We start from the raw sequence: 11782 nt of genomic DNA, 5'->3' as shown, positions 1-11782 counted from the left end.
TCCGCCTCGGTCCATGTGCATCGAAGGGGGACCTGTGAAATCCGTGAAGTCCATTGCCACGGGCGTGGCGGCAGTGACCGCCATTGGCGGCGCCGCCGCCGGTGTGGCTTCCACTGCAGCACCGATCGGCCTCGATCAGGTGCAACTGGCTGCGGTCGGCGCGCCACTGCCGCAGGACCCGCCGCCGCCTCCGCCTCCGCCGCCGGGAGCGCCGGGGCAGTTGCCGACGGCGGATCAGTTGGCGACCCTCTGCAACCAAGTAACCGACCCCGGCGTCAATTACAGGGACAAGATCAACTTCGTTGAAAACGGCGTCAGTCAAAACGAGGGCATGGTGGCCGACCACGACTTGAGGAAGGCCTACCGGAACGGGAACTTCCCCGAGCAGTTCAACGTGACGAACATCGCGCCGGCGGGTCCGAATATGGCCCAGGCCGATGTGGCCATCACGGGGCCGAAGTTCGCCGGACCGGTCAACAAGCACCTGGTGTTCGTCAACCAGAACGGAAACTGGGTCTTGCAGCACGACGCGGCGCTTGCTCTGGTGCAGGCGGCGACGGCGACCAACTAAGACTCCGGCTGGCAACACCGACGCTTCAAGCAAAACCCCATGCGCCTCCGTGAGGCGGCGCATGGGGTTTTGCCGTTCCCCTGGCGGCGGCGTACCAATGCACGTCCTCGCACAGCCGGCGCACAGTGTGCTCTTGTTTTTTCCCCATCGGATCGCCGTAACGTATCGGTGCCGAGACACGAAATACCAGACGCAACGGGCACGCCTACACCATCTGAGCCGCCACACCAGGCGGTGCGGATTGTCATGCGTTCGACACTCGTGCCCACCGAAGGGGGAACCATGAAGACCGTCAAGACCATTGCCACCGCGGTGGCCGCGCTGGCCATCGTCGGGGGCGCCGCCGCCGGCGTGGCGTCCGTCGCGACGCCGAGTTCGCTTTCCGCGGGGGTACGGCTCGCCACCGTCGGTGCGCCGCTACCGCAGGATCCGCCGCCGGCGCAGCCGATCGCCGGTGCCAACGTGCCGACACCCGATCAGCTGACGGGCGTGCTCAACAGCCTCGCCGACCCGAACGTGTCGTTCAACAGCAAGGGCAATCTGGTCCAGGGCGGCATCAGCGGCATGGAGGCGCACGTCGCGGACAAGAAGCTGCAGAAGGCCGCCAAGAACGGCGACCTGCCGCTGTCGTTCGACGTCACCAACATCCAGCCGGCCGCGGCCGGTTCGGCGACCGCCGACGTTGCGGTCTCCGGCCCCAAGCTGACGTCGCCGGTCACGCAGAACGTCACCTTCGTCAACCAGGGCGGCTGGGTGCTGTCGCGCGCGTCGGCGATGGAGCTGCTGCAGGCCGCCGGTCAGTGATCGGCGCCCAGCGCGCGCAGGTCTAACCGGGCGATGCGCGCCGGATCCGCGAGCACGTCGATCGCGCGGATCCGGCCGTCGCGCACCACGAAACCCATGACGGACGCCGCACGGCCGGCGATGAATATCACCGCGCCCGCGGCACCGTTGATGGTCGCGGCGCGTGCCTCGCGCTCCGAGCCCGCGTAACCACGGGCCAGCTGCGCCACCGAGGCCGCGCCCTGGGCGCGGAAGACGGGCGCGGTTGCGCCGAAGTCTCCCCGCAACACCACGTCGGGATCCAGCACCGCGACGAGGCGGTCGAAGTCGCCGCTGCGCCCCGCCGCGAAGAAGGCGTCGACCACCTCGCGTTGAGCGGCCAACGTGCCGTCGGGCACCGGATCGGCCCGCTCGATCCGGCGTCGTGCCCGGCTGGCCAGCTTGCGGGCCGACTCCGGCGTCCGGTCGACGATGGCCGCGATCTGATCGAACGGCACGGTGAAGACGTCGTGCAGGACGAACGCCAGCCGCTCGGCCGGCGGCAACGTGTCCAGCACCACGAACAGCGCCAGCCCCACCGCGTCGGCCAGCATCGCGCGGTGTTCGGGATCGAATTCACCCTCCGCCTCCACGATCGGATCCGGCAGGTGACCCACCAGGTCCTCGCCGCCGCGAGTCCGGCGGTCGCGCAACACGTTCAGGCAGATGCGCGCCACCACCGTGGTCAGCCAGGCGTCCAGGTTGGCGATGCCCGCCCCGCCGTCCGATTCGGCGCTGCGGCTCAACCGCAGCCACGCCTCCTGCACCGCGTCCTGGGCGTCGTCGATCGAGCCCAGCATGCGGTAGGCGATGGCGCCCAGCTGTGGTCGGGCCGCCTCGAAGCGTGCCGCCAGCGACGCCTCGGCCGTCACGGCCGATCGGTCTCGGGCAAGGCGCACACCCGGTCACCGGAAAAGCCCGACGACCCGATGTCGAGCGCGATGTTGAAACGGGCCCGAAGGTTGCCCAGCGTGATCACGTGGGTCAGGCCGACGAGCTGCGCGGCGTCGAAATGCGCGCGCAGCGCGTCGAACAGTTCGTCGCTCACCTCGACCGGGGTGCGGCTGATCGCGGTGGCGTACCGCAGGATCAGCTTGTCGACGTCGGAAAAACACGGGGCGTTCTGATAATCGGAGAGCGCCAACAGCTCCTCGTCGGTCATGCCCCAGCGGCGCGCGATCTGTGAGCCGAGGTCGATGCAGTATTCGCAGCGCACCGTCGTCGCCGCCTTCAGCTCGGCCAGCGCCCGCTGGCGGGGACTGAGGACGTCCAGCTTCGACTCCGCCTGCTCCAACTTGCCGTAGGCGTTGAGCAATCGCGGGATATGGGCATACATCCGCAGCGGTTCCAGCATCCCCGCGGTTTCCAGCCCGGTCATCTGCGCGAGCTTGCGCTTGGTGAAAAAGAAAGCGATCTTGGCGCCGAGGCCGGCGTCGCGGTCGGAGACTCCTTGCAGCCGTGGCATGGCGATCCTCCTGGCAAGTTGTGTTGTTAACCAACGTCCTTACTAGGTCGACACGCGGCGAGCCCCGAACGTGACAATTAGCCGGGCGCGCCCAGCGGCATATCCATGTCGTACACCCGGGCGTGCAGCACGGTGCGGTTCCGCAGCGCGGCGCGCACCGCACGATGCAGCCCGTCTTCGAGATAGGTGATGCCCTTCCACCTCACCGCGTGCGGGAAGAGGTCGCCGTAGAAGGTGGAGTCCTCGGAGAGCAAGCGGTCCAGGGCGAGCACCGTTGTGGTGGTGACCAATTCGTCGAGCCGGATCTGCTGCGGCGGTATCTGGGACCAATCCCGGTAGGACAGGTTGTGTTCGGGATACGGCTTGCCGTCGCGTACGCCCTTGAAAATCATCGGCCGACCTTTCCCGACTGATTGCTGTGGCCCGACCGCTTCATTCTGAAAAGGCTAGCCCGAGTCACTTTCGTCAGCACCGATGCGTGCGCGGAAAGCCTTCCGGGCGTCCCCGCCTCCTCGCGGCGACGACGGGCCGTGATCCCGCGGCCACCGAGTCGCCGAACCGCCGCTGATAACGGTCGGCACCGCCCGAGCCCGTAAAATGAATCCGGTCAAGGCGGTATCGAAGGAGGTGGCGGCCGGTGGGAAGTGCCGATGACCGTCGGTTCGAGGTGCTGCGTGCCATCGTCGCCGACTTCGTCGCCACCAAGGAACCGATCGGTTCCAAGGCGTTGGTGGAGCGCCACAACCTGGGCGTCTCGTCCGCCACCGTCCGCAACGACATGGCGGTGCTCGAGGCCGAGGGCTACATCACCCAGCCGCACACCAGTTCCGGGCGGGTGCCCACCGAGAAGGGGTACCGCGAATTCGTCGACCGGCTCGACGACGTCAAGCCCCTGTCCTCGGCCGAACGCCGCGCGATCCAGAGCTTCCTCGAGTCGGGTGTGGACCTCGACGACGTGCTGCGTCGGGCGGTCCGGCTGCTGTCGCAGCTCACCCGGCAGGTGGCCGTGGTGCAGTACCCGACGCTGTCGTCGTCGACGGTGCGCCACCTGGAAGTGATCGCCCTGACCCCGGCGCGGCTGCTGATGGTCGTCATCACCGACTCCGGCCGCGTCGATCAGCGGGTCGTCGAACTCGGTGACGTCATCGACGACCACGAACTTTCGCAGCTGCGGGAGATGCTCGGCCAGGCGCTGGTGGGAAAGAAGCTGTCGGCCGCGTCGGTCGCGGTGGCCGACCTCGCCGGACAGCTGCGCAGCCCGGACGGCCTGGGCGACGCCGTCGGCCGCTCGGCGACGGTCTTGCTGGAATCCCTCGTCGAGCACACCGAAGAGCGCCTGTTGCTGGGCGGTACCGCCAACCTGACCCGCAACGCGGCCGATTTCGGTGGCTCCTTGCGCTCCATTCTGGAAGCGCTGGAGGAGCAGGTGGTGGTGCTGCGGTTGCTGGCCGCCCAGCAGGAAGCCGGTAAGGTGACTGTGCGCATCGGCCACGAGACGGCCGCCGAGCAGATATTGGGCACCTCCGTGGTCACCACCGCCTACGGCACCTCCGACACCGTTTACGGGGGAATGGGTGTGCTGGGGCCCACCCGGATGGACTATCCGGGAACTATCGCCAGCGTCGCTGCGGTTGCCCTTTATATCGGCGAAGTCCTGGGTGCTCGATGAACGCGCACCCGCAGGGTGGGTAGGCGCGGGGAAAGACCAGGTATAGGAGAGTCAAGCGTGGCACGCGATTACTACGGGCTGCTCGGCGTGAGCAGAAACGCCAGCGACGCGGAGATCAAGCGCGCGTATCGCAAGCTGGCGCGCGAACTGCATCCCGACGTCAACCCCGACCAGGCCGCGCAGGCGAAATTCCAGGAGATCAGCGTCGCCTACGAGGTGCTGAGCGACCCCGAGAAGCGGCGGGTCGTCGACCTGGGCGGTGACCCGATGGAGGGCGCGGCCGCGGCGGGCGGCGGCTTCGGCGGCGGCTTCGGCGGGCTGGGCGACGTGTTCGAGGCCTTCTTCGGCGGCGGCTTCAGCGGCGGCGCGACCTCCCGCGGCCCCATCGGGCGGGTGCGGCCGGGCTCGGACTCGCTGCTGCGGATGCGGCTCGACCTCGAGGAGTGCGCCACCGGCGTCACCAAGCAGGTCACCGTGGACACCGCGGTGCTGTGCGACCGATGCCAGGGCAAGGGCACCAACGGCGATTCGGCGCCGGTGCCATGCGACACCTGCGGCGGCCGCGGCGAGGTCCAGACGGTGCAGCGGTCGCTGCTGGGACAGGTGATGACCTCACGGCCGTGCCCGACCTGCCGTGGCGTCGGTGTCGTCATCCCCGACCCGTGCCACCAGTGCATGGGCGACGGCCGGGTGCGGGCCCGACGCGAGATCAGCGTGAAGATCCCCGCCGGTGTCGGCGACGGCATGCGCGTGCGGCTCGCCGCGCAAGGTGAGGTCGGGCCCGGCGGCGGGCCAGCCGGTGACCTGTACGTCGAGGTGCACGAACAGGCCCACGACGTCTTCGTCCGCGAGGGAGACGACCTGCACTGCACGGTCTCGGTGCCGATGGTCGACGCGGCGCTGGGCGCCACCGTCACCGTCGACGCCATCCTGGACGGCGTCAGCGAGATCACCATCCCGCCCGGCACCCAGCCGGCGTCCGTCATCACGCTGCGCGGCCACGGCATGCCGCACCTGCGGTCCGGCACCCGGGGCGATCTGCACGTGCACGTCGAGGTGGTGGTTCCGGCCCGGCTGGATCACCGCGACACCGAATTGCTGCGCGAGTTCAAGACGCGCCGCAGCCGCGACGTCCCCGAGGTCCGGTCGACCCACGCCGGCGGCGGCCTGTTCAGCCGGCTCCGCGAAACCTTCACCGGACGCTAGACAGGGGCCGGCGAAGGCGCGCACATGGTCGCGACGCTGTTCTACCTCGACGATCTGCCGCAGCCCGGCTCGCTCGCCGTGCTGGGCGGTGACGAGGGCTTTCACGCCGCCACCGTGCGGCGCATCCGTCCCGGCGAGCAACTTGTGCTCGGCGACGGCGCCGGTGCCTTGGCCCACTGCGAGGTGGAACACGCCGGGCGCGACGGCCTGCGCGCGCGGGTGCTCGAGCGCTGGAGCGTTCCGCCCGGCTGCCCGGCCGCGACGGTCGTGCAGGCGCTGCCCAAGTCGGAGCGTTCGGAGCTGGCCATCGAGCTGGCCACCGAAGCCGGGGCCGACGCGTTCCTGGCGTGGCGGGCCGCGCGGTGCGTGGCCAACTGGCAGGGCAACCGGGTCGACAAGGGGCTGCGGCGGTGGCGCGCCGTCGTCCGGTCGGCCGCGCGGCAATCCCGCCGCGCGCACATCCCGCCGGTCGACGGCGTGCTGTCCACCGCGGAGCTGGCACGGCGGATCCGCGACGAGGTGGCCGCCGGCGCGACGGCGCTGGCCCTACACGAGTCGGCCACCGACCGACTCGCAGATATCGGGCTGGCCCAAGCGAAATCGCTGCTGCTCGTCGTCGGTCCCGAAGGTGGGATCGCCGACGACGAGATGGCAGCGCTGTCCGACGCAGGCGCGGTGGCGGTGCGGCTCGGTCCCCAGGTGCTGCGGACGTCGACCGCCGCGGCGGTGGCCCTGGGCGCGCTCGGCGTGCTGACCCCGCGCTGGGACCGGCGCGGCGACATCCCGGCAAACGGCCTCACGCTGCAGGTTCGCGACACCGACCCGTCGTCGAGTACGTTGCTGAACACTGACCAACCCGGGCCCTCGGCGTAGACTGAGACGGCCCAGCAACCTACCGACAAGCCGAGAAAGCAGGCATCGAGAGCCACGTGACGCCCCGCGAGACCAGCGCTGCTGACGCAGCCGGAGCCGTCCCGGCCTCTGCTCAGGTTCGCAGCAGCATCGACGTTCCGCCCGATGTCGTCATGGGCCTGTTGGGTTCGGCGGACCAGAACCTGCGTGCCCTGGAGCGCAGCCTCAATGCCGACCTGCACGTGCGCGGCAATGCGGTCACCGTCGCGGGTGAGCCCGCCGACGTCGCGCTCGCCGAGCGGGTGATCTCCGAACTGATCGCCATCGTCGCCGGCGGTCAGTCGTTGACCCCGGAGGTGGTCCGGCACAGCGTCGCCATGCTGGCCGGCACCGACAACGAGTCACCGGCCGAAGTGCTCACGCTGGACATCCTGTCGCGGCGCGGAAAGACGATCCGGCCCAAGACGCTCAACCAGAAGCGCTACGTCGACGCCATCGACGCCAACACCATCGTCTTCGGGGTCGGCCCGGCCGGCACCGGGAAGACCTATCTGGCGATGGCCAAAGCGGTCAACGCCCTGCAGACCAAACAGGTCAGCCGCATCATCCTGACCCGCCCGGCCGTGGAAGCCGGTGAGCGCCTTGGCTTTTTGCCGGGCACGCTGAGCGAGAAGATCGACCCGTATCTGCGGCCGTTGTATGACGCGTTGTACGACATGATGGATCCCGAGCTGATCCCGAAACTGATGAACGCCGGGGTCATCGAGGTGGCGCCGCTGGCCTACATGCGCGGCCGTACGTTGAACTCCGCGTTCATCGTCCTCGACGAGGCGCAGAACACCACCGCCGAGCAGATGAAGATGTTCCTCACCCGGCTCGGCTTCGGGTCGAAGATCGTTGTCACCGGCGACATCACGCAGGTCGACCTGCCGGGCGGCGCCAAGTCGGGCCTGCGCTCGGCGATGGAAATCCTGGACAGCGTGGACGACATCCATGTCGCGGAGCTGACCAGCGTGGACGTGGTCCGCCACCGGCTGGTTTCGGAGATCGTCGACGCCTATGCGAAGTTTGAAGAGCCCGGTCTGACGATGAACCGGGCGTCGCGGCGGGCGACGGGCTCGCGCGGTCGTCGATGATGGTGCGGTGAGCGGGTTTATGAGCATCGAGGTATCCAACGAATCGGGTATCGACGTCTCCGAAGCCGAACTGATCAGCGTCGCGCGGTTCGTGATCGCCAAGATGGACGTCAACCCGGCAGCCGAGCTGTCGATGGTGCTGCTGGACACCGCCGCGATGGCCGACCTGCACATGCGCTGGATGGATCTGCCCGGCCCGACCGACGTGATGAGCTTTCCGATGGACGAGCTCGAGCCGGGTGGGCGTCCGGACGCCCCCGAGCCGGGCCCGTCGATGCTGGGCGACATCGTGCTGTGCCCGGAATTCGCGGCAGGCCAGGCCGCCTCGGCGGGGCACAGCCTGGGGCACGAGCTGGCGCTGCTGACCATCCACGGGGTGCTCCACCTGATCGGCTACGACCACGGCGAGCCGGATGAGGAGAAGGAGATGTTCGCCTTGCAGGACCGGCTGCTCGAAGAGTGGGTCGCCGACCAGGTCGAGGCCTACCGGCAAGACCGCCAAGAGGAGCGGGACCGCCGATTGCTCGACAAGTCAAGGTATTTCGACAATTGAGGGTCCTCAAGATTCTGGCGGCCGCCGCCATCGCGTTCGCACCGCTGCCGGTGTTGGTCACCACCAACGCCCCGGCGGCGCAGGCGGCCCCGTGTGCCGGCGCGGGATCCAACCCCGTCTCCTGCCAGCACTGCATGTTCTACGTGAACGCCTATCACACGGCGAACGTGTGCAGCGAGGATCGCCGCGGGGTGCAGGGGCCACCGAGCAACGCGCCCACGCGGGCGCCGGAGGTTCCCATTCCGGTGTACGAGCCGCCGCCGATGCCGCCGCCGGCGCAGAACCCGCTGGTCCTGCCGCCGCCCAATTCGGGTCAGAACGTCCCAGTGCTGGAGATCCCGCCGCCGGGGCCCGACGCGCCGCGCAACGCCCCGGTGGTGGCACCGCCGCGCGGCCTGGATGCGCCGTCGCTGGCGATCGCCGCGGCCAAGGCCGCGCCGGTGTCGCGCGTCGACCCCGCCAACCCACCGAAGCCGCCCACCCAGATCGACTTCGACCAGCAGGTGCAGAACGTCGTGAGCTCGCACCGGGACAACGTCGACATCCTCAAGATCGACGACCAGAAGTTCGTCCGCCCGCGCCACTGGGACTACCTCGACTACGACGACGCCTACCGCCGCCCGACCATCTACAACCCGCTCAATCAGGCGATCACGTTCCGCTACTTCTACAACGGTGCCTACCAGCAGGCCTACCTGCCGCGCGGAGGACGGATGGTGCTGGACGCGACGACCGTCGGCGTCGTCCCGTTCACCGCGGTCGGCGACAGTTACGTGGCGGCCGGCAGCTTCTACGGCGGGGGTTCGATACCACTGAACGGGTACAACGGCCCGCCGCCGCCCGATTACAAGCCGCCGGCACCCCCGAAGCTGTACGAGAACGTCACGGTGTTCGTCCCCGCCAAGGATGAGACCGTCGAAGTGGGCCACGTGTCGGTGGTGGGTCACGACGGTAGCCAACCCGCGGGCGCCCAGGACACCTTTCTGCTCGACGATTCCACCCTGGCCTTTGGGCAGATCGACAACTCCACCAGCGCCCCCTCCCAGATCCGGGTGATCAAGACGCAGCCGACGCCAGGCGTCGGCCCGACCGACGATGGCAGCTTCCTGGTGCTGCTCGCGGTCCACCATCAGGAGCCCGGGCAACCCAACCAATCCATCTGGACTATGGCGCTGCGCTACGGTGGATTCGCGGTCGTGGTGTGCCTGGTCGCCTGGCTGCTCGCTCGCCGGAGCCGGACCGAGGAGCAGGACGCTGACACCTAGGTATGTCGAGAATTGACGGGCTGGTCTGAGCTGCTCGGCGCAGTCGCGCTGATCGCGTTAGGCGGACTTTTCGCGGCGATCGATGCGGCGATCAGCACGGTGTCGCTGGCCCGGGTTCAGGAGCTGGTGCGCGACGAGCGGCCCGGCGCGGTGGCCTTGTCCAAGGTGATGTCGGAGCGGCCCCGCTACATCAACCTAGTGGTGCTGCTGCGGATCACCTGCGAGATCACCGCGACCGTGCTGCTGGTGGTGTTCCTCTACGACAACTTCGGGCTGCGCTGGGGATTGTTCGGCGCCGCGGCGATCATGGTGGTGACCAGCTTCGTCGTGATGGGGGTGGGGCCGCGCACCCTCGGCCGGCAGAACGCCTACTCCATCGCGTTGACGACGGTGCTTCCGCTGCAGGCGATCTCGTGGCTGTTGATGCCGATCAGCCGGTTGCTGGTGGTGCTGGGTAACGCGGTCACTCCCGGGCGCGGCCTGCGGAACGGGCCGTTCGCCTCCGAGATCGAGCTGCGTGAGGTCGTCGACCTGGCCCAGCAGCGCGGCGTGGTCGCCGCCGAGGAGCGCCGGATGATCCAGTCGGTCTTCGAACTCGGTGACACCCCGGCCCGCGAGGTGATGGTGCCGCGCACCGAGATGATCTGGATCGAAAGCGACAAGTTCGCCAGCCAGGCCATCAACCTGGCGGTGCGCAGCGGGCATTCCCGCATCCCGGTGATCGGCGAGAACGTCGACGACATCGTCGGCGTCGTGTACTTGAAAGACCTTGTCCAGCAGACGGTTCTGTCCGGTGACGGCGGCCGGACCCCGCCGGTGTCGAAGGTGATGCGTCCTGCGGTCTTCGTGCCCGACTCCAAACCCCTGGACTCGCTGCTGCGGGAAATGCAGCGCGACCGCAACCACATGGCGCTGCTCGTCGACGAGTACGGCGCGATCGCCGGCCTGGTCAGCATCGAAGACGTGCTCGAAGAAATCGTCGGCGAGATCGCCGACGAGTACGACCAGGCGGAGACGGCGCCGGTAGAAGACCTGGGCGACAAGCACTTTCGGGTGTCGGCCCGGCTGCCGATCGAGGACCTGGGCGAGCTGTATGACGTGGAATTCGACGACGATCTCGACGTCGACACCGTCGGCGGGCTGCTCGCCCTGGAATTGGGCCGGGTCCCGCTGCCGGGCGCCGAGGTGGTGTCACACGGTCTGCGGCTGCAGGCCGAAGGCGGCACCGATCACCGGGGTCGGGTGCGGATCAACACCGTCCTGCTCAGCCCGGTCGAATCCGACGGTTCATCCGATGGCGAGGTATCCGAGCAGCATGACTGAATTCCGGTCCGGTTTCGTGTGTTTCGTCGGGCGCCCCAATACCGGGAAATCGACACTGACGAACGCGCTGGTCGGGAGCAAGGTCGCGATCACCTCGATGCGGCCCCAGACCACCCGGCACACCATCCGCGGCATCGTGCACCGGGACGACTTCCAGATCATCCTGGTCGACACGCCCGGCCTGCACCGGCCGCGCACGCTGCTGGGCAAGCGGCTCAATGACCTTGTGCGCGATACCTATTCCGAAGTCGACGTGATCGGGCTGTGCATCCCGGCCGATGAGGCGATCGGTCCGGGGGACCGGTGGATCGTCGAACAGATCCGCGCGACCGCACCCAAGACGACCGTGGTGGCGATCGTCACCAAGATCGACAAGACGCCCAAGGACCGGGTGGCCGCGCAGTTGGTGGCGGTCAGCGAGTTGGTCGGTGGCTCGGCCGAAATCGTGCCGGTATCAGCGGTGACCGGCGCGCAGGTCGACATCTTGATCGAGGTGCTCGCCGCCGCCCTGCCGCCCGGCCCGGCGTACTACCCGGACGGTGAACTGACCGACGAACCCGAAGAGGTCCTGATGGCCGAGCTCATCCGGGAGGCGGCGCTGGAGGGTGTCCGCGACGAGTTGCCGCACTCGCTGGCGGTGGTCATCGACGAAGTCACTCCGCGGGAGGACCGCGACGACCTGATCGACGTGCACGCCCTGCTCTACGTCGAGCGCGACAGCCAGAAGGGCATCATCATCGGCAAGGGCGGTGCCCGGCTGCGGGAGGTCGGCACCGCCGCGCGCGCCCAGATCGAGAAGCTGCTGGGCACCAAGATCTACCTCGACCTGCGCGTCAAGGTGGCCAAGAACTGGCAGAGCGACCCCAAACAGCTTGGCAGACTAGGCTTTTAGCGCCGGTGCTGGCGCATTTGGAGAAGGC

Annotated in this window: 13 protein-coding genes; 10 read left to right on the top strand and 3 right to left on the bottom strand. The window is 68.5% G+C overall.

Annotated elements, in window-relative coordinates:
• Positions 1-34 precede the first annotated feature (34 nt).
• Both ACYQ8K_RS02745 and ACYQ8K_RS02740 read left to right on the top strand, forming a co-directional pair.
• Positions 35-571, top strand: coding sequence for a hypothetical protein (locus ACYQ8K_RS02745; protein WP_459966879.1), 537 nt, complete (start codon positions 35-37; stop codon positions 569-571).
• Positions 572-853: 282 nt separating this feature from the next.
• The gene (locus tag ACYQ8K_RS02740; RefSeq protein WP_459966878.1) at positions 854-1375 is read left to right on the top strand and encodes a hypothetical protein; all 522 of its coding nucleotides are present in this window, start codon (positions 854-856) and stop codon (positions 1373-1375) included.
• Here ACYQ8K_RS02740 and ACYQ8K_RS02735 read toward each other — a convergent pair.
• From ACYQ8K_RS02735 to ACYQ8K_RS02725, 3 genes are all read right to left on the bottom strand, one after another.
• Positions 1369-2265 carry a sigma-70 family RNA polymerase sigma factor gene (locus ACYQ8K_RS02735; RefSeq protein WP_459966876.1) on the bottom strand — a complete coding sequence of 299 codons (897 nt, stop codon included), beginning with the start codon at positions 2263-2265 and terminating at the stop codon, positions 1369-1371. The two genes, ACYQ8K_RS02740 and ACYQ8K_RS02735, sit on opposite strands and share 7 nt — an antisense overlap.
• Positions 2262-2858 carry a carboxymuconolactone decarboxylase family protein gene (locus tag ACYQ8K_RS02730; protein ID WP_459966875.1) on the bottom strand — a complete coding sequence of 199 codons (597 nt, stop codon included), beginning with the start codon at positions 2856-2858 and terminating at the stop codon, positions 2262-2264. The genes ACYQ8K_RS02735 and ACYQ8K_RS02730 overlap by 4 nt, the downstream gene beginning before the upstream one ends.
• 77 nt (positions 2859-2935) lie before the next feature.
• Entirely contained in the window at positions 2936-3250 is a 315-nt protein-coding gene (locus ACYQ8K_RS02725) for a type II toxin-antitoxin system VapB family antitoxin (protein WP_007770254.1), read from the bottom strand.
• Positions 3251-3495: 245 nt separating this feature from the next.
• Between ACYQ8K_RS02725 and hrcA the strand changes: the two genes are divergently transcribed.
• Genes hrcA through era form a run of 8 tightly spaced genes read left to right on the top strand, consistent with a single transcriptional unit; the run spans position 3496 to position 11754 of the window.
• Entirely contained in the window at positions 3496-4527 is a 1032-nt protein-coding gene (gene hrcA, locus ACYQ8K_RS02720) for a heat-inducible transcriptional repressor HrcA (protein ID WP_064954092.1), read from the top strand.
• A gap of 57 nt (positions 4528-4584) precedes the next feature.
• Positions 4585-5733 carry a molecular chaperone DnaJ gene (dnaJ, locus tag ACYQ8K_RS02715; protein ID WP_459966874.1) on the top strand — a complete coding sequence of 383 codons (1149 nt, stop codon included), beginning with the start codon at positions 4585-4587 and terminating at the stop codon, positions 5731-5733.
• Positions 5734-5757: 24 nt separating this feature from the next.
• Positions 5758-6606: a 16S rRNA (uracil(1498)-N(3))-methyltransferase gene (locus tag ACYQ8K_RS02710; protein ID WP_459966873.1), complete on the top strand. Its 849-nt coding sequence runs from the start codon at positions 5758-5760 to the stop codon at positions 6604-6606.
• A gap of 56 nt (positions 6607-6662) precedes the next feature.
• On the top strand, positions 6663-7721 hold the full coding sequence (locus ACYQ8K_RS02705; protein WP_459966872.1) for a PhoH family protein: 1059 nt from the start codon (positions 6663-6665) through the stop codon (positions 7719-7721).
• A gap of 19 nt (positions 7722-7740) precedes the next feature.
• Complete coding sequence (gene ybeY / locus ACYQ8K_RS02700; protein WP_007770263.1) at positions 7741-8274, top strand: rRNA maturation RNase YbeY; 534 nt, start codon at positions 7741-7743, stop codon at positions 8272-8274.
• The gene (locus ACYQ8K_RS02695; RefSeq protein ID WP_459966871.1) at positions 8271-9539 is read left to right on the top strand and encodes a hypothetical protein; all 1269 of its coding nucleotides are present in this window, start codon (positions 8271-8273) and stop codon (positions 9537-9539) included. The genes ybeY and ACYQ8K_RS02695 overlap by 4 nt, the downstream gene beginning before the upstream one ends.
• A 12-nt stretch (positions 9540-9551) precedes the next feature.
• Entirely contained in the window at positions 9552-10862 is a 1311-nt protein-coding gene (locus ACYQ8K_RS02690) for a hemolysin family protein (protein ID WP_459966870.1), read from the top strand.
• Positions 10855-11754, top strand: a complete 900-nt coding sequence (era, locus tag ACYQ8K_RS02685) for a GTPase Era (RefSeq protein WP_459966868.1) — start codon at positions 10855-10857, stop codon at positions 11752-11754. The genes ACYQ8K_RS02690 and era overlap by 8 nt, the downstream gene beginning before the upstream one ends.
• The last annotated feature ends 28 nt before the right edge of the window (positions 11755-11782 follow it).

The organism is Mycobacterium sp. MUNTM1 (assembly GCF_054660795.1).
The sequence above is the reverse complement of the archived record's forward strand: the minus strand, read 5'-3'. Positions and strand labels throughout refer to the sequence as shown.